The sequence below is a fragment of the Streptomyces sp. NPDC046335 genome, assembly GCF_055587985.1.
Genome location: NZ_JBVJFF010000003.1, coordinates 170,252 through 193,958 on the forward strand (window position 1 = coordinate 170,252; position 23,707 = coordinate 193,958).

At 72.5% G+C, this 23,707-nt stretch carries 23 protein-coding genes; 14 read left to right on the forward strand and 9 right to left on the reverse strand.

All coding sequences use genetic code 11. The features are described 5' to 3' along the window. Nucleotides 1-25: 25 nt before the first annotated feature. The 6 genes from ACZ6JY_RS07675 to ACZ6JY_RS07700 all read left to right on the forward strand — a co-directional run bounded on the left by ACZ6JY_RS07675 (nucleotide 26) and on the right by ACZ6JY_RS07700 (nucleotide 7,639). Nucleotides 26-1,135 carry a LacI family DNA-binding transcriptional regulator gene (locus ACZ6JY_RS07675; protein ID WP_469193277.1) on the forward strand — a complete coding sequence of 370 codons (1,110 nt, stop codon included), beginning with the start codon at nucleotides 26-28 and terminating at the stop codon, nucleotides 1,133-1,135. Next, complete coding sequence (locus ACZ6JY_RS07680; protein ID WP_469193279.1) at nucleotides 1,132-2,724, forward strand: sugar ABC transporter ATP-binding protein; 1,593 nt, start codon at nucleotides 1,132-1,134, stop codon at nucleotides 2,722-2,724. Before ACZ6JY_RS07675 ends, ACZ6JY_RS07680 begins: the two co-directional genes overlap by 4 nt. After that, on the forward strand, nucleotides 2,714-4,657 hold the full coding sequence (locus ACZ6JY_RS07685) for an ABC transporter permease/substrate-binding protein (RefSeq protein ID WP_469193281.1): 1,944 nt from the start codon (nucleotides 2,714-2,716) through the stop codon (nucleotides 4,655-4,657). The genes ACZ6JY_RS07680 and ACZ6JY_RS07685 overlap by 11 nt, the downstream gene beginning before the upstream one ends. 114 nt (nucleotides 4,658-4,771) lie before the next feature. Further along, the gene (locus ACZ6JY_RS07690; protein ID WP_469193283.1) at nucleotides 4,772-5,698 is read left to right on the forward strand and encodes a ribokinase; all 927 of its coding nucleotides are present in this window, start codon (nucleotides 4,772-4,774) and stop codon (nucleotides 5,696-5,698) included. Continuing rightward, nucleotides 5,695-6,084, forward strand: a complete 390-nt coding sequence (gene rbsD / locus ACZ6JY_RS07695; protein ID WP_469193285.1) for a D-ribose pyranase — start codon at nucleotides 5,695-5,697, stop codon at nucleotides 6,082-6,084. The genes ACZ6JY_RS07690 and rbsD overlap by 4 nt, the downstream gene beginning before the upstream one ends. 208 nt (nucleotides 6,085-6,292) lie before the next feature. Then, nucleotides 6,293-7,639 carry a M28 family metallopeptidase gene (locus ACZ6JY_RS07700; RefSeq protein WP_469193287.1) on the forward strand — a complete coding sequence of 449 codons (1,347 nt, stop codon included), beginning with the start codon at nucleotides 6,293-6,295 and terminating at the stop codon, nucleotides 7,637-7,639. Nucleotides 7,640-7,715: 76 nt separating this feature from the next. On the opposite strand, the gene msrB is transcribed toward ACZ6JY_RS07700, so the two are convergent. The 4 genes from msrB to ACZ6JY_RS07720 all read right to left on the reverse strand — a co-directional run bounded on the left by msrB (nucleotide 7,716) and on the right by ACZ6JY_RS07720 (nucleotide 11,541). After that, nucleotides 7,716-8,123 (reverse strand): peptide-methionine (R)-S-oxide reductase MsrB, encoded by a 408-nt coding sequence (gene msrB / locus ACZ6JY_RS07705; RefSeq protein WP_469193289.1) that lies wholly within the window; start codon nucleotides 8,121-8,123, stop codon nucleotides 7,716-7,718. A gap of 13 nt (nucleotides 8,124-8,136) precedes the next feature. Next, the gene (gene murC, locus ACZ6JY_RS07710) at nucleotides 8,137-9,531 is read right to left on the reverse strand and encodes a UDP-N-acetylmuramate--L-alanine ligase (protein WP_469193291.1); all 1,395 of its coding nucleotides are present in this window, start codon (nucleotides 9,529-9,531) and stop codon (nucleotides 8,137-8,139) included. A 459-nt stretch (nucleotides 9,532-9,990) separates the two neighbouring features. After that, complete coding sequence (locus ACZ6JY_RS07715) at nucleotides 9,991-10,446, reverse strand: indole-3-glycerol phosphate synthase (RefSeq protein WP_469193909.1); 456 nt, start codon at nucleotides 10,444-10,446, stop codon at nucleotides 9,991-9,993. 153 nt (nucleotides 10,447-10,599) lie between these two features. Beyond that, nucleotides 10,600-11,541: a pyrimidine reductase family protein gene (locus tag ACZ6JY_RS07720; protein WP_469193293.1), complete on the reverse strand. Its 942-nt coding sequence runs from the start codon at nucleotides 11,539-11,541 to the stop codon at nucleotides 10,600-10,602. Between the two features lie 36 nt (nucleotides 11,542-11,577). Between ACZ6JY_RS07720 and zapE the strand changes: the two genes are divergently transcribed. Together zapE and ACZ6JY_RS07730 are read left to right on the forward strand one after the other, a co-directional pair. After that, nucleotides 11,578-12,669, forward strand: coding sequence for a cell division protein ZapE (gene zapE / locus ACZ6JY_RS07725; protein WP_469193295.1), 1,092 nt, complete (start codon nucleotides 11,578-11,580; stop codon nucleotides 12,667-12,669). A 275-nt stretch (nucleotides 12,670-12,944) separates the two neighbouring features. Beyond that, entirely contained in the window at nucleotides 12,945-14,306 is a 1,362-nt protein-coding gene (locus ACZ6JY_RS07730; protein ID WP_469193297.1) for a PhoX family protein, read from the forward strand. A 101-nt stretch (nucleotides 14,307-14,407) separates the two neighbouring features. On the opposite strand, the gene sph is transcribed toward ACZ6JY_RS07730, so the two are convergent. Continuing rightward, the gene (gene sph, locus ACZ6JY_RS07735) at nucleotides 14,408-15,391 is read right to left on the reverse strand and encodes a sphingomyelin phosphodiesterase (RefSeq protein ID WP_469193299.1); all 984 of its coding nucleotides are present in this window, start codon (nucleotides 15,389-15,391) and stop codon (nucleotides 14,408-14,410) included. Between the two features lie 531 nt (nucleotides 15,392-15,922). Here sph and ACZ6JY_RS07740 point away from each other — a divergent pair. Further along, on the forward strand, nucleotides 15,923-16,702 hold the full coding sequence (locus ACZ6JY_RS07740) for a class I SAM-dependent methyltransferase (protein ID WP_469193300.1): 780 nt from the start codon (nucleotides 15,923-15,925) through the stop codon (nucleotides 16,700-16,702). On the opposite strand, the gene ACZ6JY_RS07745 is transcribed toward ACZ6JY_RS07740, so the two are convergent. Beyond that, nucleotides 16,689-17,105 carry a VOC family protein gene (locus tag ACZ6JY_RS07745; RefSeq protein ID WP_469193302.1) on the reverse strand — a complete coding sequence of 139 codons (417 nt, stop codon included), beginning with the start codon at nucleotides 17,103-17,105 and terminating at the stop codon, nucleotides 16,689-16,691. The genes ACZ6JY_RS07740 and ACZ6JY_RS07745 overlap by 14 nt on opposite strands. 194 nt (nucleotides 17,106-17,299) lie before the next feature. Here ACZ6JY_RS07745 and ACZ6JY_RS07750 point away from each other — a divergent pair, with 194 nt between their 5' ends. The 3 genes from ACZ6JY_RS07750 to ACZ6JY_RS07760 all read left to right on the forward strand — a co-directional run bounded on the left by ACZ6JY_RS07750 (nucleotide 17,300) and on the right by ACZ6JY_RS07760 (nucleotide 19,179). After that, nucleotides 17,300-17,992: an alpha/beta fold hydrolase gene (locus ACZ6JY_RS07750; RefSeq protein ID WP_469193304.1), complete on the forward strand. Its 693-nt coding sequence runs from the start codon at nucleotides 17,300-17,302 to the stop codon at nucleotides 17,990-17,992. 116 nt (nucleotides 17,993-18,108) lie between these two features. Beyond that, nucleotides 18,109-18,954 (forward strand): polysaccharide deacetylase family protein, encoded by an 846-nt coding sequence (locus ACZ6JY_RS07755; protein ID WP_469193306.1) that lies wholly within the window; start codon nucleotides 18,109-18,111, stop codon nucleotides 18,952-18,954. Between the two features lie 9 nt (nucleotides 18,955-18,963). Beyond that, nucleotides 18,964-19,179 carry a hypothetical protein gene (locus ACZ6JY_RS07760; RefSeq protein WP_469193308.1) on the forward strand — a complete coding sequence of 72 codons (216 nt, stop codon included), beginning with the start codon at nucleotides 18,964-18,966 and terminating at the stop codon, nucleotides 19,177-19,179. Nucleotides 19,180-19,189: 10 nt separating this feature from the next. On the opposite strand, the gene ACZ6JY_RS07765 is transcribed toward ACZ6JY_RS07760, so the two are convergent. The 3 genes from ACZ6JY_RS07765 to ACZ6JY_RS07775 form a co-directional block, all read right to left on the reverse strand. Next, nucleotides 19,190-20,407: a hypothetical protein gene (locus tag ACZ6JY_RS07765; RefSeq protein ID WP_469193310.1), complete on the reverse strand. Its 1,218-nt coding sequence runs from the start codon at nucleotides 20,405-20,407 to the stop codon at nucleotides 19,190-19,192. Between the two features lie 73 nt (nucleotides 20,408-20,480). Continuing rightward, a complete protein-coding gene (locus tag ACZ6JY_RS07770) occupies nucleotides 20,481-21,149 on the reverse strand; it encodes an ABC transporter (protein WP_469193312.1) in 669 nt (222 codons plus the stop codon). Further along, nucleotides 21,146-22,117: an ABC transporter ATP-binding protein gene (locus tag ACZ6JY_RS07775; RefSeq protein ID WP_469193314.1), complete on the reverse strand. Its 972-nt coding sequence runs from the start codon at nucleotides 22,115-22,117 to the stop codon at nucleotides 21,146-21,148. The genes ACZ6JY_RS07770 and ACZ6JY_RS07775 overlap by 4 nt, the downstream gene beginning before the upstream one ends. Nucleotides 22,118-22,182: 65 nt before the next feature. On the opposite strand from ACZ6JY_RS07775, the gene ACZ6JY_RS07780 reads away from it, so the two are divergent. Together ACZ6JY_RS07780 and ACZ6JY_RS07785 are read left to right on the forward strand one after the other, a co-directional pair. Continuing rightward, complete coding sequence (locus tag ACZ6JY_RS07780) at nucleotides 22,183-22,938, forward strand: aminoacyl-tRNA hydrolase (RefSeq protein WP_469193316.1); 756 nt, start codon at nucleotides 22,183-22,185, stop codon at nucleotides 22,936-22,938. Then, nucleotides 22,935-23,600: a TetR/AcrR family transcriptional regulator gene (locus tag ACZ6JY_RS07785; protein ID WP_469193318.1), complete on the forward strand. Its 666-nt coding sequence runs from the start codon at nucleotides 22,935-22,937 to the stop codon at nucleotides 23,598-23,600. Before ACZ6JY_RS07780 ends, ACZ6JY_RS07785 begins: the two co-directional genes overlap by 4 nt. The last annotated feature ends 107 nt before the right edge of the window (nucleotides 23,601-23,707 follow it).

Consider the following 23,707-nt stretch of genomic DNA (forward strand, 5'->3'; position numbering starts at 1 on the left):
ATTCCACAAGGAGGTGGAAGCGGCGATGGCACTCACTCCACCCCGGCCGTCCGGGGCGCCCGGGTCACCTGATTCGCCCAGATCACCCGGCTCCCCCGGCTCACCCGGTTCGCCCGGCTCGGCGGGAATCAAGGACGTCGCGGCCGAGGCCGGGGTCTCCGTGGCCACGGTGTCGCGGGCCCTGAACGGGCACCCCTCGGTCAGCCCCGGGTCCCGGCAGCGCGTGCTCGCCGCTGTCGAGGCGCTCGGCTACCGGCCGAACGCCGTGGCCCGGTCCCTGCGCACCCACCAGACGCACACGCTCGGCCTCGTCATCAGCGACGTGCTCAACCCGTACTTCACCGAGCTGGCCCGCTCCGTCGAGGAGGCCGCCCGCGCCCTCGGCTACAGCGTGATCATCGGCAACGCCGACGAACGCCCCGAGCTCCAGGACCACCACGTACGGACGCTGCTCGACCGGCGGATCGACGGCCTGCTCGTCTCCCCCACCGACGGCGGCTCCCCGCTGATGCTCGACGCCGTGCGCGCGGGCACCCCCATGGTCTTCGTGGACCGGTGGATCCCCGGCGTCGACGTCCCCGTCGTCCGCTCCGACGGCCGGCAGGCCGTGCGTGACCTGGTCGCCCACCTGCACGGCCTCGGCCACCGCAGGCTCGCCATCATCGCGGGCCCCGCGGCCACCACCACCGGCAGCGAGCGCGTCGAGGCCTTCCGGGACGCGCTGCGCGAGCACGGCATCGCGCTGCCCGACGCGTACATCGGGCAGGGCGACTTCCAGGCCGACAGCGGACGCCGCGCCACGGAGCGGTTCCTCGCCCTGCCCGAGCCGCCCGAGGCCGTCTTCGCCGCCGACAACCTGATGGCGCTCGGCGCCCTCGACGCGATCCGCGCGCACGGCCTGCGGGTCCCGCACGACATAGGCCTCGCCGCCTTCGACGACATCCCCTGGTTCGTGCACACCGACCCGCCGGTCACCGCGATCGCCCAGCCCACGGCGGAGCTGGGCAGGGCCGCCGTGCACGCGCTCGTCGACCGGATCGAGGGCAGGAGCCCCCGTTCCGTGACCCTGCCCGCCCGCCTCGTCGTCCGGCGTTCCTGCGGCGAGGACACCCGCGTACGAAGGAGCAATCCGTGAGCAGCCAGGAAGAGGCGCGGCGCGACCCGCGGGAGCGGGACCCGCACGAGCTGCTGCGCATCGAGGGCATCCGCAAGACCTTCCCCGGAGTCGTCGCGCTCGACTCCGTGGACTTCGACCTGCGGCGCGGAGAGGTGCACGTCCTGCTCGGCGAGAACGGCGCGGGCAAGAGCACCCTCATCAAGATGCTGTCCGGCGCCTACCGCCCCGACAGCGGCCGCATCCTCGCCGAGGGCCGCGAGGTGCGCGTCAACGGCGCGCAGGACGCGGAGCGGCTCGGCATCGCCACCATCTACCAGGAGTTCAATCTCGTACCGGACCTGACGGTCGCCGAGAACATCTTCCTGGGCCGGCAGCCGCGCCGCCTCGGCATGGTCGACCGCAAGAAGATGGAGGCGGACGCCGAGATCCTCCTGAAGCGGGTCGGGCTCCAGGTCTCGCCGCGCGCCAAGGTGCGCGAACTGGGCATCGCCCGGCTCCAGATGGTCGAGATCGCCAAGGCGCTCAGCCTGGACGCGCGCGTGCTGATCATGGACGAGCCCACCGCCGTCCTCACCTCCGAGGAGGTCGAGAAGCTGTTCGACATCGTGCGCACGCTGCGCGCGGACGGCGTCGGCATCGTCTTCATCACCCACCACCTGGAGGAGATCGCCGCGCTCGGCGACCGCGTCACCGTCCTGCGCGACGGCCGCAGCGTCGAGCAGGTGCCCGCCTCGACCCCGCAGGACGAGCTCGTACGGCTCATGGTGGGCCGCAGCATCGAGCAGCAGTACCCGCGCGAGCGGCCGGACGTCGGTCCGCCGTTGCTCCGCGTCGAGGGGCTCACCCGGGGCGGCGTCTTCCATGACGTCAGCTTCGAGGTGCGGGCCGGTGAGGTCGTCGGCCTCGCGGGTCTGGTCGGCGCCGGGCGCACGGAGGTCGCGCGCGCGGTCTTCGGCGCCGATCCGTACGACGCGGGCACCGTCGACGTACGCGGCGAGCGGCTGCGCGGGCACGACGTGAACGCCGCGATGGGCGCCGGCATCGGCCTCGTGCCCGAGGACCGCAAGGGCCAGGGCCTGGTACTCGACGCCTCGGTCAGGGAGAACCTCGGCCTGGTCACGCTGCGGTCGGCGACCCGTGCCGGGTTCGTGGACCTCAGGGGCCAGTACGAGGACGCCGCCCGGATCGCGGGACAGCTGGGCGTACGGATGGCCGGGCTCGGCCAGCACGTGCGCACGCTCTCCGGCGGCAACCAGCAGAAGGTCGTCATCGGCAAGTGGCTGCTCGCCGACGTCAAGGTGCTGATCCTCGACGAACCGACGCGCGGCATCGACGTGGGCGCGAAGGTCGAGATCTACCAGTTGATCAACGAACTGACGGCCTCCGGGCACGCGGTCCTGATGATCTCCAGTGACCTGCCCGAGGTGCTCGGCATGAGCGACCGGGTCCTGGTCATGGCCCAGGGCCGGATCGCCGGCGAACTGCCCGCCGAAGAGGCCACGCAGGACGCGGTGATGGCCCTGGCCGTCAGCAGCGCGACGGCGGCCGACCCCGTACAGAACGACGGACAGAACGAAGAAGAAGCGGAGGGCTCCCGTGGCCACTGAAACCGTGAAGCGCGACGCGGGTGGCGCGAGTTCGCTCCGCCGCGTCCTGCTCGACAACGGCGCGCTCAGCGCCCTGATCGTCCTGGTCGTGGCGATGTCGCTGCTCTCCGGCGACTTTCTCACCACCCAGAACCTGCTCAACGTCGGCGTGCAGGCCGCCGTGACCGCGATCCTCGCGTTCGGCGTCACGTTCGTGATCGTCTCGGCGGGCATCGACCTGTCCGTCGGTTCGGTGGCCGCGCTCTCGGCCACGGTCCTCGCCTGGACGGCGACCTCCGAGGGCATGCCCGTCTGGCTCGCGGTGATCTTCGCCGTCGCCGCGGGCATGGCCTGCGGTTTCGTCAACGGGCTGCTCGTCTCGTACGGGAAGCTGCCGCCGTTCATCGCGACGCTCGCGATGCTGTCGGTGGCCCGCGGCCTCTCCCTGGTGATCTCGCAGGGCAGCCCGATCCCGTTCCCCGACTCGGTCTCCCACCTCGGTGACACGGTCGGCGGCTGGCTGCCCGTCCCGGTGATCGTGATGATCGTCATGGGCCTGGTCACGGCCGTGGTGCTCGGCCGCACGTTCATCGGCCGCTCCATGTACGCGATCGGCGGCAACGAGGAGGCGGCCCGCCTCTCCGGTCTGCGGGTCAAGCGCCAGAAGCTCGTCATCTACGCGCTCTCCGGGCTCTTCGCCGCCGTCGCGGGCATCGTGCTCGCCTCCCGCCTGGTCTCGGCGCAGCCGCAGGCCGCGCAGGGCTACGAGCTCGACGCCATCGCCGCGGTGGTGATCGGCGGCGCCAGCCTCGCGGGCGGGGTCGGCAAGGCGTCCGGCACGCTCGTCGGCGCGCTGATCCTCGCGGTGCTGCGCAACGGCCTCAACCTCCTGTCCGTCTCCGCCTTCTGGCAGCAGGTCGTGATCGGCGTCGTCATCGCGCTGGCCGTCCTCCTGGACACGCTGCGGCGCAAGGCAGGGGCGACCCCGGGTGCCTCGTCGGGCGCGCCGGGGGCCGGGCTCAAGGGCCCGCAGGCGGTCAAGTACGCGGTGGCCGCCGTGGTCGTGGCGGCCGTGGTCGGCGCGGTGTCCTTCTTCAACTCGGGCTCATCGGGCACGTCGACGAAGGTCGGCATGTCGCTGTCCACCCTCAACAACCCCTTCTTCGTGCAGATGAAGGAGGGCGCGCAGGCCGAGGCCGAGAAGGCGGGCGTCGACCTGACGGTCACCGACGCGCAGAACGACGCCTCCCAGCAGTCCAACCAGCTCCAGAACTTCACCGGCGAGGGCGTGAAGTCCATCATCGTCAACCCGGTGGACTCCGACGCGGCGGGCCCCGCCGTGCGCGGCGCCAACAAGGCCGACATCCCGGTGGTCGCGGCCGACCGCGGTGTCAACAAGGCCGAGACCGCCACACTGGTCGCCTCCGACAACATCGCGGGCGGCAGGCTCGCGGCGAAGTCCCTCGCCGAGAAGCTGGGCGGCAAGGGCGAGGTCGTCGTCCTCCAGGGCACCGCGGGCACGTCGGCGAGCCGTGAGCGCGGGCAGGGCTTCGCGGAGGGCATCAAGGCGTACCCGGACATCGAGGTCGTCGCCAAGCAGCCCGCGGACTTCGACCGCACCAAGGGCCTCGACGTCATGACGAACCTGCTCCAGTCCCACAAGGGCGTGGACGGCGTCTTCGCCGAGAACGACGAGATGGCGCTCGGCGCGGTCAAGGCCCTCGGCGGCAAGGCGGGCACGTCGGTGCCGGTGGTCGGCTTCGACGGGACCCCGGACGGTCTCAAGGCGGTCGAGGCGGGCACGCTGTACGCATCCGTGGCGCAGCAGCCCAGGGAGCTCGGCAGGATCGCGGTGCGCAACGCGGTGCGGGCGGCCCAGGGCAAGGAGGTCAAGGAGATGGTGAAGGTGCCGGTGAAGGTCGTCACGGCGAAGAACGTGAAGGAATTCTCCTGACCGCTCCTTCTCCTGACCGCTCCTCCTTCTGACCGCTCCGTCCAGGGGCCCCGCGCGCGGGGCCCCTTCCGGCCGCGCGCCGCGTCAGCACCGTACGAAAGCAGGGAACAGCACATGAACGACGACTACGAACTGCTGGTCGTGGGCTCCGCCAACGCCGATCTGGTGGTCGGTGTGGAGCGCAGGCCGGCGCCGGGCGAGACGGTCCTCGGCTCCGATCTGGCCGTCCACCCCGGCGGCAAGGGCGGCAACCAGGCGGTGGCCGCCGCCCGGCTCGGGGCGCGCACCGCGCTGCTCGCGCGGGTGGGCGACGACGCGCACGGCACGCTGCTGCTCGACGCGCAGCGAGCGGCCGGGGTGGACACCGTGGGCGTCCTGGTGGGCGGGGCGCCGACCGGCGTCGCGCTGATCACGGTCGACCCGTCGGGCGACAACAGCATCGTGGTCTCCCCCGGGGCCAACATGCGCCTCACCCCCGGGGACATCCGCGCGGCGGGCAGCCTGCTCGCGGCGGCGCGGGTGGTCTCCACCCAGCTGGAGATCCCGCTGGAGACGGTCGCCGAGGTGGCGCGCGGGCTGCGGCCCGGGGCGCGCCTGGTCCTGAACCCCTCGCCGCCGGCCCCGCTGCCGGACGAGGTCCTCGCCGCCTGCGACCCGCTGGTGGTCAACGAACACGAGGCCCGGGTGATCCTCGGCGACGCCGCGGGCGAGACCCCGCGGGAGTGGGCGCGGGGGCTGCTCGCGCTCGGCCCCCGTTCGGTGGTGATCACGCTGGGCGCGGAGGGCGCGCTGACCGCCGAGCCCGGCGAGGAGCCCGTACGGGTGGCGAGCCCGCGGGTGGCGGCGGTGGACACGACCGGCGCGGGCGACGCCTTCACCGCAGCGCTCGGCTGGCGCCTCGGCCTCGGCGAGGACCTGGCGACGGCGGCGGCCTACGCGGCGCGGGTGGGCTCGGCGGCGGTCACCCGCAAGGGCGCGCAGGACTCGTACCCGACCGCGGCGGAGCTGGCCCCGGTCGCGCCGGAGGTGTCGTCCTCGTGAAGAAGTCGGGCATCCTCAACCGCCATCTCGCGGGCGCGCTCGCCGAGTTGGGCCATGGTGACACGGTCCTGGTCTGCGACGCGGGCATGCCGATCCCGGCGGGCCCGCGCGTGGTGGACCTGGCGTTCCGCGCCGGGGTCCCGTCCTTCGCTGAGGTGCTGGACGGCCTGCTCGACGAGCTGGTGGTGGAGGGCGGAACGGCGGCGCACGAGACGACGGAGGCGAACCCGGAGGCGGCACGACTGCTGCGCGAGAGCCTCCCCGCGCTCGATCTGGTCTCCCACGAGGAGCTGAAGGGGCTCACGGCCGGGGCCCGCCTGGTGGTCCGCACCGGGGAGGCCCGCCCGTACGCGAATGTGCTGCTGCGCTGCGGAGTCTTCTTCTGACCCGATGTCACGGGGCGGGGCGTCAACCAGGCGAGGTCCGATATACGAACACGCCTGCCCGCATTGTGACCGGATTCCGCTCTTGACGAGAACTCACCCCGCCTTCAACATCAGGCAACGCACAGCTCCAAAGGCGCCCCGCGACACCCGCGTCGCAGGGCGCCTGGCACGTTCCGACCCCACTTCTGTCCGGAATTCGGAGCCCCAGATGAGTCTCTCCAGATCCGTCCGACCTGCCCTGCCCCGGGCCCTGAGACGCACCACGGCGGGCGTCGCCGTCCTCGCCGCCGCCGGACTGCTCGCCACCGCCGCGCCCTCGGCCGCCGCGGCCCCCGAGGCGCCCGCCTCGGCGCTCGCGGCGCCGGACATCCCGCTCGCCAACGTCAAGGCGCACCTCTCCCAGCTCCAGTCCATAGCCTCGGCCAACGGCGGCAACCGCGCGCACGGCAGGCCCGGCTACAAGGCCTCCATCGACTACGTGAAGGGCAAGCTGGACGCGGCCGGTTTCACCACCACCGTCCAGCAGTTCACGTCCAGCGGCGCGACCGGCTACAACCTGATAGCCGACTGGCCGGGCGGCGACACGAGCAAGACCCTGATGGCCGGAGCGCACCTCGACAGCGTCTCCTCGGGCCCCGGGATCAACGACAACGGCTCGGGCTCGGCAGGAATCCTGGAGACGGCGCTCGCGGTGTCCCGTGCGCAGCTCAAGCCCACAAAGCACCTGCGTTTCGCCTGGTGGGGCGCGGAGGAGCTGGGCATGGTGGGCTCGCGGTACTACGTGAACAACCTGCCCACGACGGAGCGCTCGAAGGTCAGCGGCTACCTGAACTTCGACATGATCGCCTCCCCGAACCCGGGCTACTTCGTCTACGACGACGATCCCACGATCGAGAAGACGTTCAAGGACTACTACGCGGGCCTGAACGTCGCCACGGAGATCGAGACCGACGGCGACGGCCGCTCCGACCACGCCCCGTTCAAGAACGTCGGCATCCCGGTCGGCGGCCTCTTCAGCGGCGCCGAGCGCGCCAAGACCAGCGCACAGGCCCAGAAGTGGGGCGGCACGGCCGGCCAGGCCTTCGACCGCTGCTACCACTCGTCGTGCGACTCCACGTCGAACATCAACGACACCGCCCTCGACCGCAACAGCGACGCCGTCGCCCACGCGGTCTGGACCCTCGCCACGGACACACCGGTCCCGCCGGGTGACGTCTACGAGAACACCACGGACGTCTCCATCCCGGACAACGGCGCCGCGGTGACCTCGACGGTGAACGTCACGGGCCGCACCGGCAACGCCCCGGCCGCCCTCAAGGTCGACGTCGACATCCGCCACACCTGGCGCGGCGACGTGGTGGTCGACCTGCTCGCCCCCGACGGCAGCGCGTACCGCCTGAAGAGCTCCAGCGGCAACGACTCGGCGGACAACATCATCGCGTCCTACACGGTCAACGCCTCCAGCGAGGCCGCGAACGGCGCCTGGAAACTCCGCGTCCAGGACGTGGCGTCCCAGGACACCGGCTACATCAACAGCTGGAAGCTGACCTTCTAGCGCTCCCCGCCCACGCTCTCCGCCTCTGCCGCGCGCCCGAATCCGGGCGCGCGGCATGTTCCAGCCTCGGGCGGCGTCAGCCCTCGTTCGGCGTCAGGCTCAGGGAGATGCTGTTGATGCAGTACCGCTGGTCGGTCGGCGTGGGGTAGCCCTCGCCCTCGAAGACGTGGCCCAGGTGGGAGCCGCAGCGGGCGCAGCGGACCTCCGTGCGGACCATGCCGTGTGACGAGTCCTGGACGAGTTCGACCGCGTCCGTGTCCTTCGGGTCGAAGAAGCTCGGCCAGCCGCAGTGCGACTCGAACTTCTCCGTGGAGGTGAACAGCTCCGCGCCGCACGCGCGACAGGAGTAGACGCCCTGCGTCTTGGTGTCCGTGTACTCACCGACGAACGCCGGTTCCGTACCGGCCTGGCGCAGCACCGCGTACTCCGAAGGGGTCAGCTCCGCCCGCCACTGCTCGTCCGGCTTTTCGACGTCGTACGCCATGGGTGCAATCCCCTTACTTCGACAGGTGGGCCAGGATCTGCGGGCCGAGGTCGGTGACGTCGCCCGCTCCCATGGTGAGAACGAGATCACCGGGCTTCGTCATTCCCGCGATCTCGCGCACCGCCTCGTCCTTGTCGTGGGCGGCCCGCACCTCGGCGCCCGCCTCGCGGGCCGCGTCGATGATCAGGGCGCTGGTGACGCCGGGGATCGGGTCCTCGCGGGCCGGGTAGATGTCCAGGACGACGGAGGAGTCGGCCAGCGCCAGGGCCTGGCCCATCTCCGTGCCCAGCTCCTGCGTGCGCGAGAACAGGTGCGGCTGGAAGAGGACCAGGATGCGGGCGTCGCCCGCGGAGGAGCGCATCGCCTCCAGGTCGGCCGTCATCTCGGTCGGGTGGTGGGCGTACGAGTCGACCACCTGGGCGCCCGCGGCCTCGCCCTTGAGCTGGAGGCGGCGCTTGACGCCCGTGTAGGACTTCAGGGCGCCGGCCAGGTTCCGGGACGGGATGCCGAGCGCGACGCCGGCGGCGAGGGCCGCGACCGCGTTGTTGGCGTAGTGGCGGCCGGGGACCGAGACCGTGAAGGTGAGCAGCTTGCCGTCGAGGAGGACGGTGACCTCGCTGGTCAGGCCCCGCGCGGTGATCTTGTGGATGCGCAGGTCGGCGCCCTCGGACTCGCCGTACGTGACGACCTTGAGGCCGCCGAGGTCGCGCAGGCGGCGGGTCAGCTCGACCGCGCCCTCCTGGTCCGCCGAGATGACGAGGGTGCCGCCGGGGACGACCTTTCCGGCGAAGATCTCGAAGGACTCGTAGATCTCGTCCATCGACGCGTAGTTCGCGTGGTGGTCCAGCTCCACGTTCAGGACGATGGCGACCTCGGGCGCGTACTTGTGGAAGCTGCGGTCGCTCTCGTCGGCCTCGGCGACGAAGATGTCGCCCTCGCCGTGCAGCGCGTTCGAGCCCGGCACGTCGAGGTCGCCGCCGATCGCGTACGACGGACCGAGGCCGAGGGTGGCGAGCGTGACGGCCAGCATCGACGTCGTGGTCGTCTTGCCGTGCGTACCCGCCACGGCGATCGGGCGCAGGCCCTCCATCAGCGAGGCCAGGGCGTCCGAGCGGTGCACGACCGGGATGCCGAGCTCGGCGGCGCGGGCCAGCTCCGGGTTGTCGGCGCGGATCGCGGAGGAGACGACGACGCAGGTCGCGTCGGACGCGAGGTGGGCGGCGTCGTGCCCGATGTGGACCGTGACGCCGAGCGCGCGCAGCGCCTCCGCGGTGGCGGACTCCCGGGCATCACTGCCCGCGACCTTGGCGCCGCGCTGGGCCAGGATCTTCGCGATCCCCGACATTCCGGCGCCGCCGATGCCGATGAAGTGCGGTCGGTCCATGGCGGTAGGAAGGCCGGGTGCCATGCGTGTGTCTCCCTGATACGACGAAGATGCCGACGAAACGTACGGCCGATCCCCCCCAGCCTATTGCCTCCCACTCCCCACCCTTCCAAGGCCGCGGGGAACACCACGACGAGCCCCGTCAGGGCCGCGCGAGGAACGCCACGACCAGCCCCGTCAGGGCCGCGCGAGACGACGCGAGACCAGCCCGACCTGGGGCGCGGGGAACTGCGCGACCAGCCCCCACACGGGCGCGGGGACGACGCGAGACCAGCCCGACCAGGGGCGCGGGGAACTGCGCGACCAGCCACACACACCCCGCAGACAAAAGACCACCCCCGGCCGCCCCGTCAGGGGCGCGAGGAACTGCGCGACCAGCCACACCAAACCCGCAGACAAAAAACCGCCCACCAAGAGCAGCCCTCCCGCGGCACACCCCCACGCAGGGGGCCAAGCAAAGCCCCCCAAGGCCCAGGGGCCAGCCTAAGCTTCGGTGTGCGAGAACAGCTTCAAAACCGGCACCCCCACCTTGTGCCGCGCCCGCGAGGCCCAGTCCCGGTGGAAGAACTCCTCCACATAGTGGGGGTCGGTCAGCACGATCACCTCGTCCGCCGCCACCTCACCCACCAGCGTCTTCAACGCGTCCAGCGGATGATCCTCGATGAGCCGCCCCCGCGCCTCGCACCCCGCGGCCCGCAAGGCCACGAGGGAGACCCGCAGCGCCTGCTCGGCGGGCCCTGCCGCTTCGTCGCCCTCGGGGGTCGAACCCTCCCGCGCCGCCTCGTCGAGCTCGCCGAGGGCCACGTCGTCGATGGCCCGAAGGAGCCGGTCCGCCTGGTCCCCCCGGGGCTGGAGCAGCACGTGGAAACTGACCGGCTCGTCCCCGTGCAAGGTGGTGACGAACTCCACGTCCGCGGAGGTCAGCGCCTTCTCGATCATCAATACGCTTGTGAACACGACAGGCGCCCTTCTCATCCGTGGGCCGCCCGTGGAGGCCCGCGCGGAAACCATCCTGCCCCGTGGCCGCACGGGGCCCTGCGAGTTCTAGTGTGCCCAGCCGAAGCCAAACGGAACGAGTGATTCCGCCGATTGTCAGCTTCGACGGTATCGGGTGAAGAGGAACCCGGCCTCCTCCAGTACGGACGTCAGCACGAACTGATCCGGCGTCGCCAGCGCATGCCCGCCCGCGATCCGCTGCGCGTCCCCCGCGGTGAGCATCGGCGACACCGTCAGGCACAGCTCGTCCAGTGCCTGGGCGGCCACGAACTGCCCGAGCAGCCGGGGCCCGCCCTCGGTGAGCAGCCGCGTCAGCCCCCGCTCAGCGAGGGCGGGCGCCACCCGGCCAGGCGCCACGGTCGCGCCCTCACCGGCGATCACCACGACAGCGCCCGCCTGCCTGGCCGCCTCCATCCTGTCGGCGGGCGCGGCGGCCCCCGTCACCACGAGCGTGGGCGTGAGGGGCGAGGTGAAGAGCGGGAGCGAGAAGTCCAGGTCCAGGCTCGCGCTGACCACGGCGATGGCGGGCGCCGGGGTCTGGCCTGCCGCCTCCCTGCGCTCGGTGAAGGCAGCACGCGCGCGTGCGGGGCGGTACCCCTCCAGTCGTACCGTTTCGGCACCTACGATCACGGCGTCGGCGAGGCCGCGCAGGGTGCCGAAGATCCGCATGTCGGTGTCGTTGGAGATCGGCTGGGAGCGGCCGTCGTGCTGGGCGGCGCCGTCGAGCGTGGACACCATGTTGGCGCGCAGCCAGGTCGCCGCACGGGCGGGGTAGGCGTAGGCCTCGGCCAGCGCGTCGAGGCCCCACTCGTGATCGCCCGAGCGATCCCCCACGTGGCCGCCCGAGTGGTCACCCGGGTGATCTCCCACGTGGCCGCCCACGTGGTGGCTCTCACGGTCGCCCACGTGGTGGCTAGCGCGGTCGCCCGCGTGCTCCGTACCGCCCGCGTCGCCGGCGCGGCCCCCGCCGCCCTTGGGTTCCGCCCCCGCGGCTCTCGAGTCTGCTGTCTGGTCGGTCACAGGAAACAGGCGTCGCATGTCGGCAGTCTCGCACGCCGTTTAAGCTGGGGAACCGTGTCGTCCTCCCCCGCCGCCTCCGCGCGCCGCCCCGCCGCCGAAGCGGTCCCGCAGTCCCTGTGCGCCCGCGAGCCGCACGTCCCCGCCGACCGCCTGGTCGCCGAGATGGTGCCGCCGCCGCGCTTCGACTCCGTACGCTTCGACACGTACATCCCGGACCCCGGTCAGCCCAGCCAGACCGAGGCGGTCCGCGCCCTGAGCGGCTTCGCGGCGGGCCTCGGCGGGGCGCACGCCTCCGGGGCGGGCCGCAAGCGCTGGTTCCAGAAGAAGCCCGCGGCTCCCACGGGCCCGCGCGGCATCTACCTCGACGGCGGCTACGGCGTCGGCAAGACCCACCTCCTGGCGTCCCTCTGGCACGCCACGCCCGCGGCGCCAGAGCAGAAAGGTTTCGGCACCTTCGTCGAGCTGACGAACCTCGTGGGCGCGCTCGGCTTCCAGCAGACGGTGCGCACGCTCGGCGGCCACCGGCTGCTCTGCATCGACGAGTTCGAACTGGACGACCCGGGCGACACCGTGCTCGTCTCGTCCCTGCTCGCCAAGCTCGTGGAGCAGGGCGTGGCGCTGGCCGCGACCTCGAACACGCTGCCGGGCAAGCTCGGTGAGGGCCGATTCGCCGCGACCGACTTCCTCCGCGAGATCCAGGGGCTCTCCGCGCACTTCAGGGCGCTGCGCATCGACGGCGAGGACTACCGGCACCGCGGCCTTCCCGAGGCCCCCGCGCCGTACTCGGAGGAGCAGGTCACCAAGGCGGCCTACGCGACCGGAGGCGCCTCGCTCGACGACTTCCCGCAGCTCCTCGACCACCTCTCCAAGGTCCACCCGAGCCGGTACGGCGCACTGACCGACGACATCGCGGCCGTCTGCCTCACGGACGTCGCGCCGGTGCCCGACCAGTCGACCGCGTTGCGGCTCGTGGTGCTCGCTGACAGGCTGTACGACCGGGAGGTGCCCGTACTCGCCTCCGGCGTGCCCTTCGACCAGCTGTTCAGCGAGGACATGCTGAACGGCGGATACCGGAAGAAGTACTTCCGTGCCATATCCCGGCTGACCGCACTGGCCCGGGACGCGAAGGGGCTCGTGGGCGTGTAAGCGTGCGTACCCGCGGCCCCGCGTGAGCGTGCGGGCCCCGCGGCCGCACGCCGAATCCGCCCGCAGCCGGAGGCCGAACCCGACCGCGGCAGCACCCAGAATCCGCCCCGGCAGCCCGCGGAATCCGGCCCTCCACGGCGTTCCGGACGACGCCCGCCGCGGCGCAAGCTCGGACGGCGCGGAAACAGATGACTACGCGCGTGGTTCCCGCGCACCAAGGCGCGTGGTACACACATCCGGTCATATTCCTGTCCGCCAGCAGGAGGTTGCCCAACATGTCTGCCACTCGACGTCAGGTTCTTGCCCGTACCGGTGCCGTGGGGGCCGGGATCGCCTTCACCGGCGCTCTCTCGGAGCTCTTCGCGGGCACCGCCGCCGCACATGGAAAGGCGGGCTACGGCCCGCTCGTACCCGACCCCAAGGGTCTGCTCGACCTGCCGAAAGGTTTTCGCTACAAGGTGCTCTCACGGGAGGGGGACGACCTCCGTTCGGGTGAGGGCAAGGTGCCGAGCAACCACGACGGCATGGCCGCCTTCCGGGGCCGGAAGGGCGGAGTCCACCTCGTCCGCAACCACGAGAACCGGGTCACCGGCAAGATCGGCGTGCCGACCGTCAAGGGCCTCACCTACGACCCGATGGGCAAGGGCGGCTGTACGGCGCTCTCGCTCGACTCCAGAAACAACGTCCTGGGCGAGCGCGTCGCGATCGCCGGGACGGCCGTGAACTGCGCGGGTGGTCCGACCCCCTGGGGCACCTGGCTGACCTGTGAGGAGACCGAGGACAAGGCCGGCACGAACGGTTACACCAAGGACCACGGGTTCATCTTCGAGGTCGACCCGGTCGATCCGCGCCGCACCGGCGCGGTGCCGCTCACCGCGATGGGCCGCTTCCAGCACGAGGCGGTCGCCGTCGACCCCCGGCGCGGCGTCGTGTACGAGACCGAGGACGCCTTCGACAAGCCCTTCGGTCTCTTCTACCGCTTCCTGCCGAAGAAGCCCGAGGGCGGTCGCGGGTCGCTGCGCGCGGGCGGCAGCCTTCAGGCGATGCGAGTGCCGGGCGTGCCGGACCTGTCATCGGTCCAGAAGACGGGCGCGAGCTTCGAGAACGTCGAGTGGGTCGACGTCCCCGACCCGCTGGCCGCGCAGACGCCCATCCGCCACCAGGACTTCGGCAAGAAGGGCATCACCCACGCGCAGAAGCTGGAGGGCTGCTACTGGGGCGGTTCGTCGGTCTACTTCGTCTCGTCCTTCGCGCGCAAGGCGGAGGGTTCGGCGGGCGACCACTTCGGTCAGATCTGGCGGTACGACCCGTCGCGGCGCCGCCTCACCCTGGTGATCGTCTTCGGCCCCAGCACGGACATCCAACTGCCCGGTGAGTCCCCCGACAACATCTGCCTCGCCCCCAGCGGCGGCCTGATGGTGTCCGAGGACGGCAACGGCGCCCAGCACGTCTACGGCGTCACCCGCCAGGGCGAGGTCTACGCGATGGCCCGGGGCCGCCAGAACATCGGCACCGCCGAGGAGCCGGAGTGGGGCGAGTTCGCGGGGGTCACCTTCTCCCCGGACCACGACACGATGTACGTCAACTGCTACACCCCCGGCACGACGTTCGCGGTGACGGGGCCCTGGCACAAGTAGCGGCCCCGAGGCGCCCGAGGGCCCCGTCCCGCTCCGGGACGGGGCCCTCGGCGTACGCCGGTCGGAGCGGCCCCGCCCGGTCCCGGCGCGAACCCAACCCCCTAGTACGCCGTCACGGGGTAGTGGTCGGACAGGTTCGTGTACGTGTACTTCTTGCCCCAGCTCGACACCGTCCAGGGGGCGCTCTGCTCCTTGAGCACGTTGTTGTGCCAGGTGGCGGGGCGGGCGTGGCCCTTGCGGTGGAGGATGTGGTCGAGGTCTTCGCGGGGGTCGTCCGGGTAGCGCTCGGCGGCGATGGAGTTGTCGCGGGTGTCGAAGGAGTACGGGTGGCCCGTGCGGGCGTCGGCCGGGGCGAGGCCGCCGTCGGCGAGCATCGAGGCGTACTCGGAGCTGTGTCCGTCGACGTTGAGGTCGCCCGCCACGATGACCTGTTCGTCGCCCGGGATGTTCTTGGCGTCCAGGAAGCCGTCCAGTTCCTTGAACTGCTTCGCGCGCGTCGCCGCGGCCTCGCCGCCGCCGCAGCCCGGGTCGGTGGACTGGGTGTGGGTGCCCACCACGTGCGCCCTGACGCCGTTCACGTCAAGGACGGCGTAGACGAAGCCCTTGTTGGAGTACGAGTCGGAGCCGCAGGCGTCCTTGTAGACGTACTGCTCCTTGCGGACGATCGGCCACTTGCTGAGGACCGTCACGCCGCCGTCCTCGGGCGCCACCGCGGAGTACGCCCCGCCGGTCGCGTCCCAGCCGCTCTTGGAGCGGCCCATCACGGGCGTCTGATGCGGGTAGCGGCCCGCGGCGGTGTCCTTCAGCGCGTCGGACGAGGAGTTGTCGAACGCCTCCTGGAGCACGACGACGTCCTGCCCCTGGAAGAACCCGGCCTCCGGTATGGCCCTGGCCCGGTGGTCCTGGCCCCAGTTCGGGTACAGCGTCTTGCTGAACAGGAAGGTGTTGTACGTGAGCACCTTGAGCGGCGGCGGCGCGGCGGCCGCGTGGGCGGACGGGGCGACGGCGGCCGGCATGGCGGCGGCGAGGACGGTGGCGACCGCGGCCGCGGCCACGTGGGACCTGCTCGGCGCTGAGTACGGCAAGGGGACTCCCGGGAGTGAGGGGTGGGGGTGACCGCCGGGTGACCGCCGTTGTGGACGGCGGCCGGATGACGGCTTCATGGACAGCGACAGTTGACGCCGTTGCGGACGGCAGCCCGTTGACCCCGTCACGCACGGCGGCAGTTGACGCCGGCCCGGACGGGCGCAAGCGGCCGCCGGCCCGGCGCCCGCACATCCAACCAGCCGCGATTACTTCTGGGGATACTTCGCGTGAACACGCCGGTCCCGTTACCCGGTCCCGTCCTCCTCGACCGTGCTCCCCCGACCGCGCTCGCACCCGGCAACGGGCCGCAGGGAAAGCCGCTCCGGGGTCGCCGCACACAGCCCTTGTACGGCCTTCGGCGGCCGTGCGGACGCCTTTCCGCCCCGGTGGTGGAGGGCGCCGCCCGACCCCCGCGCGCCAGGCCGTCCAGGGCCTGCCGACAGCCTCCGCGCCCCACCCGCAAACCCCGCCTGACCTGGGCTTACACCGCCCCTCGAAGCTACAATTACCCCCTCACGTAAGGGGACTTGATGGAACGCGACATCCGCACGATCGACGACGCGATGCGACTCCTGGACGGCCTGTTCGCGCCGGAGGCCGACCGGTGGACGGCCGAGGGTGCCTCCTGGTGGGACGGCTTCTACGCGGACCGCGCCAAGCCGGTGCCGTTCTTCGTGGCGAAGCCCGACGAAAACCTCGCCTCGTACGTCGAACGGGGCCTGCTGAAGCCCGGCCGCGCCCTCGACCTCGGCTGTGGCCCCGGCCGCAACGCCCTGTACCTGGCCGCGGCGGGCTTCGAGGTGGACGCCGTCGACCTGTCGCCCGCCGCGATCGGCTGGGCCGAGGAGCGGGCCCGCGAGGCGGGTGCCGACGTGCGCTTCCACCTCGGCGACGCCTTCGCGCCCGGCGGCACCGTGCCGGACGGACCGTACGACCTGATCCACGACTCCGGCTGCTTCCACCACCTGCCGCCGCACCGCCGCGTCAGCTACCTCGCCCTCTTGGACCGCGCCCTGGCCCCCGGCGGCCACTTCGCCCTGTCCTGCTTCGCGGCGGGCCCCTCGGGCATGGGTTCCGAACTCCCGGACGCGGCCTTCTACCGGCAGTCCGAGCCGTCCGGGCAGTCCGGGCTGCACGGCGGCATCGCATACGACGACGAGTCACTGCGCCGTATCTTCGCGGCCCTGACGGAGGTCGAACTCCGCCGCATGCGCGCCGAGCCCCCGGAGTCCCCGCACTTCGGCGAGCCGTTCCTCTGGACGGCGCTGTTCCGCCGCGAGGCCCCCGCAGACGGCGTCAAATCCCCGTAGCCGTGGCGGAACCGCAGGTCGCGGCCTCCCCTGCCGCCCGCTCGGCCTCGCTGCGCAGCACGCAGAATTCGTTGCCCTCGGGGTCGGCGAAGACCACCCAGCCCGCGCCGTCGGCCGTGCGCCGGTCGGCGACCACCGTCGCGCCCACGGCCCTGAGCCGCTCCACCTCCGCGTCACGGGGGCCGTCCGGCCGGAGGCACAGGTGCACACGGTTCTTGGTGGTCTTCGCCTCGGCCACCTCCGCGAAGTACAGCCGCAGCCCCGTCGGCAGCGCGACCACGGCCGTGGACTCACCAGGGAGGTCGTCGTCGTTCAGGGGGTGGTCCACCACCTTGCTCCAGAACTGGGCGAGTCCGTACGCGTCGGAGCAGTCGAAGGCGACATTGAAGAGGGTCGAACGCATCGGGGGCCTTTCGTCGTCAAGTCATCACGTCATCACGTCGTCATCTCGATCATGAGTCGGTGTCGGGCGCTCTTCCAAGGGGCGCGGGTACGTCCGCGTACCGGATCCAGCATGATCGACCTGTGCCACTCGGCTCGTACACCGGTCACACCGGTCACACCCACGCGCCCACGCGAGAGAAAGGCTCCACCGCCATGAAGCTGCACACCCATGAATGGGGCACCGGCGACCGCGTCGCCCTGCTGGTCCACGGGATCATGTCGGACCACCGGACCTGGCGGCGGGTGGGGCCCGCGCTCGCCGGCAAGGGGTACCGCGTGATCGGGGTCGATCTGCGGGGGCACGGCGCGAGCGGGCGCGGCGAGTACGGCGCGGAGATCTTCGCGGACGACCTCGTCGAGACGCTGCCGGCCGGCGCGGAGCTCGCGATCGGGCACTCCCTCGGCGCGCTCGCGCTCTCCCTGGCCGTGGGACGCCTCCGGCCCGCGCGGGCCGTCTACTCCGATCCGGCGTGGGCGCTCGACAACACGGGGGCGGCGGACCCGGCGACGTTCGTACAGTTCAAGGAGGTCACGCGGGGAGCCATAGCGGGCTTCAACCCGCGCTGGGACGCGGTGGACGTCGACATCGAGATGGCCACCCTGGCCGCCTGGGACCCGGACACCGCGCTCTCCCTGTCCGGTCGGTACGCCGTCGACCACACGCCGGCCGCGCCGGTCGTCCCCTCGCTCGTGCAGGTCGCGGGCCTCGGCCGCCTCGTCGACGAGGCGCGCGGGGCGGAGCTGAAGCTGCGGGGATTCGAGGTGCGCACGGTCGAGGGCGCCGGGCACACCATCCATCGCGACGACTTCGAGGCGTTCATGGAGTCGCTGGACGGGTGGCTGTGAGCGGGCGGGGGCCATGCGTACCGGCGTAGGCGCCGTGCGGCCCGGACGGGTGGCTGCACGGTGTGCCCCCCGGACAGATAATCGTTTTGTCGTATTTATGCGTATACCGTCACGGCGTGAACGCACTCGTACGGAGAAGCGCCGCGCTCTGTGCTCTCGGCGCCCTGACCACCGTCCTCGTCGGCTGCTCCGGTGACGCCCGGCCGGTGCGCGCCGAGCGGCCCCCCGCTGCCGCCTCCCGCTCGGCCCCGCCCACGCTCGCGCCGGGCCCGGCGGGGCTGACCCCGGTGTTCAAGAACGGTTCGCGGACGCACGGCCGTACCGTCGCCCTCACCTTCGACGCCGACATGACGGCCGACCAGGGGCCTCGCGCGGCCGCCGGTGAGCGGTTCGACAACCCCGCGCTCGTCGCCACGCTGCGGCGGCTGAAGGTCCCCGCGACGTTCTTCATGACGGGCCGCTGGGCCGAGGAGTACCCCGCCCAGGCCAAGGACATCGGCAAGGACCCGCTCTTCGAGATCGCCAACCACTCGTACAGCCACTTCGCCTTCACCGGCGACTGCTACGGCCTCCGCACCATCCCCGCGGCCCGCATGCGCGCGGACGTGGAGCGCGCCTTCGACGCGTTCCACAAGGCGGGCGTCGAGCGGTACGTGCCGTACTTCCGCTTCCCCGGCGGCTGCTACGACCAGCGGGCCCTTCGCGCGCTGGCGCCCGGCGGCGTCACCGCCGTGCAGTGGGACGTGGTCAGCGGCGACGCCTTCGCCACGGACTCGGCGGCCGTGGCCAGGCAGGTGCTTGACGGGGTGCGGCCCGGCTCGGTCGTCGTCATGCACTGCACCCGCAGCGCGGCCCCCGCGACCGAGCGTGCCCTGCGCACGATCGTCCCCGGGCTCCGCGAGCGCGGGTACCGGTTCGTCCGGGTCTCGGAGCAGATCGGCTCGGCGCGGCCCCGGCGTTAGCCTGGACGTATGGCCGACGACGACAACTACTGCGCCGCTCCGAGCACGGATACGGGTACGGACACTGAGCGCGCTCTGGCTCTCGGCCCGGACGCCCCCGATGGCCCGTTCGCCGCGTGCGTGCTCTGCCAGGAGCCCACGGAGTACCCGGAGTCACACAAGGGCATCACCCTCTGCCCGGTCTGCGCCTGGCAGGAGGCCCAGCGCTCGGCGTGCTCGGGCTGACCGACCCGCGCTACCGCTTCAGTCGTACGAGGACGGGGGCGCCGAAGGGGTCGCCGGACTGGGTCACCTCGACCTTCCCCGCGCCGAGCCACTCGTCCGTCCCGGGCACCCGGTGGATCTCCTCAAGCCACAGCATCTGGCCCGAGCCCTTGCGGGCCCCGGTCCTCAGGGGCAGGCGGTGGCGCTTGATCTTCAGGCACCGGCCGTCGTCGTCCAGGAACCAGTTGCCGTCGAGGAACAGGCCCTCGTCGTCCTGCGCCACCGGGACGCGCAGGGCGCACCCGCCCGGCACCTCCTTCTGGCCGACCCACCGGGAGCCGTCACGGCGGAGCCGGATGAACTCGTCGTCGGGTTCGTCCTCGACCTCGCCGTGGTTGAAGGAGTTGCTGCCGTACGCGCGCACCTCGCCGTCCTTGAGCGCGAAGACCTTGGTGAGGCCCGCGCTCGGCTCCGGCGGGACCGGGTCGTCGAAGCGGGACTGCGGCGTCTCCACCGGCTGCCACGCCGTGCCGTCCCAGTGCGCCGAGGCGGGCTGGGCGTAGGACTCACCGTGGACATGGTCGGTGCCGGGGCCGGTCGAACGGCTGCCGACCGCCCAGACGTCGTCCGGCCCCACCACCGCGAGGTCGGCGGTCGTGTGGGGCAGTCGCGTCGTGGTCCAGCTGGTGCCGTCCCAGTGCACGGCGGTCCGCTCGCCCGTGAGGGCCCAGATGTCCCGCGGCCCCGCGGCATCGAGGTCCCCGACCTCGCCCGGGGGCGGGTTCGGCACGGCGGACCAGCGGGTGCCGTCCCAGCGCGCCCAGGGGTGGGGGCCGCCGCCCGCGCCGTAACTCTGCGGCCGCAGCCACAGGGCGTCGTCGCCGACCTCTTCGAGCACGGGCGGGTAGTCGGAGCCGCCGAGGGCTTCGGGCAGGGGCTCGCGCTGCCACCGCTCGCCGTCGTAGTGCAGCAGATGCGCGTTGGCCTTGCCGTTGTTCTCGGTCCCGACCGCCCAGATGTCGTCCTCGCCGAGCGCGGCGATGTCGGTGAAGCCGCCGCTGAAGTCCGCGATGTGCTCGAACTCCCAGAGGGGTGAGGTGGCTGAGCCGCCGGGGCGTGACGACTCGGAGCCCGTGGTCCGGGAGCCGGCCGGTTCGGAACCGGTGCCGCACCCGGACGCCGTGAGCAGGACGGCCAGCACGGCGCCGGTCACCACGCGATGGCGCCGGACGCCCGTGACGTCGCGCATTCGGCATTCTCCCCGTTGTCGCTGTACAGAAGGCGGGCAGCCTACCCGGTCGCTCCTGCGCGTGCGCGGGGGGTCAGTGACGCCGCGAGCTGAGCACGCAGGCGGGCCAGACCGCGGCCACCGCCACGGTGAGGGCCACGAGCGCCGCTGCCCACGGCACCGGTACGGCCCCCTCGCGTGAGCCCGTGGTCAGATCGACGAGGACCGACTTCGCAGGGGACCCCGTGGTGACGAGCAGCAGCAGCGCGCCGAGCAGCATGGCGGGCACGGCCTTCCCCGCGGAGCGGAGCAGCGGCCAGTTGGTGAGCGCCCCGACGGCGGTGCCGAGCAAGGCGCTGACCAGCATGGCGAGCAGCCCGGCCGCGGCGGCGGGCAGCCGGGGTACGGGGATACGGGCATTGGTGCTCGCCGCGTCGCTGATGGCCGTCACGACGAGCACCGCCGCCACGCCGAGTGCGACCGCCGCGAGGAACGCGGTGAGCAGCGCGGCGAGATGGGCGCGCGCCGGGCCGGCCGCGGCGGCCGTGCAACCGCGGGCGGCGGCCGGCTCGTTCCCGGCACAGACCCGCACCAGCCAGGCGGCCACGGGGAGCAGCGCGGCGGCGGCGTAGGCGAGCGAGTCAAGGACGGGCTGCCCGCTCTGCACGCCGACGCCGAGGAACCCGGCGTACAGAATCACGGGCGCGAGCCACCGCTGGGACCGCACGAGCAGGGCGGCCTGATACCGGAGAAGCGCGATCACCGGGGCACCTGCCCTTCGCGAGCGGTGAACGGGGGCGGGGTCGGGGTCGGGGCCTGTGGCTGCGGCTGCGGCTGCGGCTGCGGCTGCGGCTGAGAGGGAACGTCGGGCCCGTTTCCCACCCCCACCACATGCCAAGGCACCCGTGCCGTCAGGAGTTCTCGTAGGGCCAGGTCGGAGTGGGTTTCCGGGATCGTGAGCCGCGTGGTTCCGTCAAGGGCGTCGGTGTCCGTGCCGGCGGCTATCGCCTCGACCGCCGGGGGAAGTGCGGCGCCCGGCGGCCCTTGCGCGACGATGACGACGACGGGGCCGCGCGGCCCGTCACCCCGCGGGCTCCGCTCCTCCGTACGCCGTTCCAGAGCGCTGCCCGCCACCGCGTACGTCTCGTCCGCGACGCCCGCGAGGCGGCGGGGGTCGTGGTCGACGAAGACGACGGAGCCACCGGCGGCGGTGCGTTCGGCGACCGCGCGGTCGAGTTCGGCGCGGGCGAGGACGTCGAGGCCCGTCCAGGCCTCGTCGAGGACCAGCAGCTCGGGGCCGGCGAGGAAGGCCTGCGCGACCGCCACCTTCTGGCTGCCGCCCTTGGACAGCTCGGCGAGCGGGGTGCGCGCGAGGCCGCCGGCGCCGAAGCGCTCCAGCCACCGCTCGGCGCTCCGCACGGCCGCGCCGCGCGCGAGGCCGTGCACGCGGGCCATGTGCGTGAGGTAGCCGACGGCGGTGAACGGCATGGCGGCGGGGAAGCGTTCGGGTACGAACGCCGTGCGCGGCCGCCCGGTGACCCGCCCCTCGGAGGGCGCGTCGATACCGGCGAGCAGCCGCAGCAGGGTCGACTTCCCGGTCCCGTTGGCGCCCTGAACCCGTGTCAGGGTGCCCGCCCGTATGCCGAGGTCCACGCCGCGCAGCACCCAGGGGCCGCGCAGGCCGTAGCGGCGGCCGACGCCGCCGAGCCGGAGGACGAGATCACGTTCCATGCGGGCCATCCTCGCGTACGGGACAGGCCCCGCGTGGCGGATCCCCTGCCTGGCAGACTGGGCGCGTGAGCAGCGACGAGACGACCCCCACCGGCACGCAGGACGACGAGCGCACCGCGGACAGCCCCTTCCGCCACGAGAGCACCTCGCGCGACGAGGCCCCGCAGTTCGTGCTGCCCCTCGTCGCCCGCATCGAGCGTGCCGCTCCCCCGGCCCGTACGGACGCGTTGGAGACCGCGGCCCGTGCCGTGCTGATGATGCTGAGCGACGAGCGTTCGCTGGGCGACGGCGAGTGGGCGCAGGCGATGCGCGACTGGCAGGACGCCCGCATCCGCAAGGTGGTGCGCAGGGCCCGCGGCGGCGAGTGGCGCAAGGCCGAGGCGCTGCCCGGCATCACGGTCACCGGCAAGTCGGCGGAGGTCCGCGTCTTCCCGCCGGTCCCGCTGGACGGCTGGCCCAAGGAGCTGGCGAAGCTCCAGGTCTCGGGCACCGACCTGGACGACCCGGAGCCGCCGGGCGAGGCCGACGCGACGCACCCCGTCCTCTGGATGAGCCCCGATGTCGACATGTCGGCGGGCAAGGCGATGGCGCAGGCGGGCCACGGCGCCCAACTTGCGTGGTGGGAACTGTCCCCCGAGGACCGCGCGGCCTGGCACGGCGCCGGCTTCCCCCTGTCGGTCCGCACGGCCGCCCCCGCCCAGTGGCAGGCGCTGGCCACGAGCGGCCTCCCGGTGGTCCGCGACGCGGGCTTCACGGAGATCGCCCCGGGCTCCTGCACGGTGGTCGCCGACCACCCCGCGCTCCACGCCACCCTGTCATGACCGGCGGCCGCGACCCGCGCCCCGACGGCCGCGTCGAGCGGGGCAACCAGACCCGGCGGCTCGTCCTGCGCCGGACCGTCGACATCGCCTCCGTCGAGGGGCTCGACGCGCTGTCCCTCGGGCGGATCGCCACCGAACTGCGGCTGAGCAAGAGCGGGGTGTTCGCCCTGTTCGGGTCCAAGGAGGAGCTTCAGCTCGCGACCATCAGGGCCGCCGGGCGCATCTTCCTCGACGCGGTGGCCGAACCCGCCCTGGAGGCCCCGCCCGGCCTCGGGCGGGTGCGGCGGCTCTGCGCGGGATGGCTGGACTACTCCGAGCGGCGCGTCTTTCCCGGCGGCTGCTTCTTCTACGGGGTGATCGCCGAGTTCGACGCCCGCGAAGGTGCCGTGCACGACGCCCTGGTCCTCGCGAACCGTGACTGGAGCGCGCGCGTCGAGCGCTGCCTCGCCGAGGCCGTCGACAGCGGCGAGCTGCGGCCGGACACGGACGTCGGCCAGCTCGCCTTCGAGTTCATCGCCCTCATGGAGACGGCCAACGCCCACTCCGTCCTGCACGGCGAGCCGGACGCCTACCGCAGGGCCCGCGTCGCCATCACGGACCGGCTGCGCGCCGCCGCGACCGAGCCGCGGCGGGTGGGCTCGCTTCCGACTTCCGCCGTGTAGCGGCCCGTTGGCCGGGCGCCGGCGCCGCCATCCCGGTTCCGGCAATTAACTGCACGACCGTTCGTTTAGTTTTATCCTCGGCTCATGCCTTCACCTTCACCTTCACC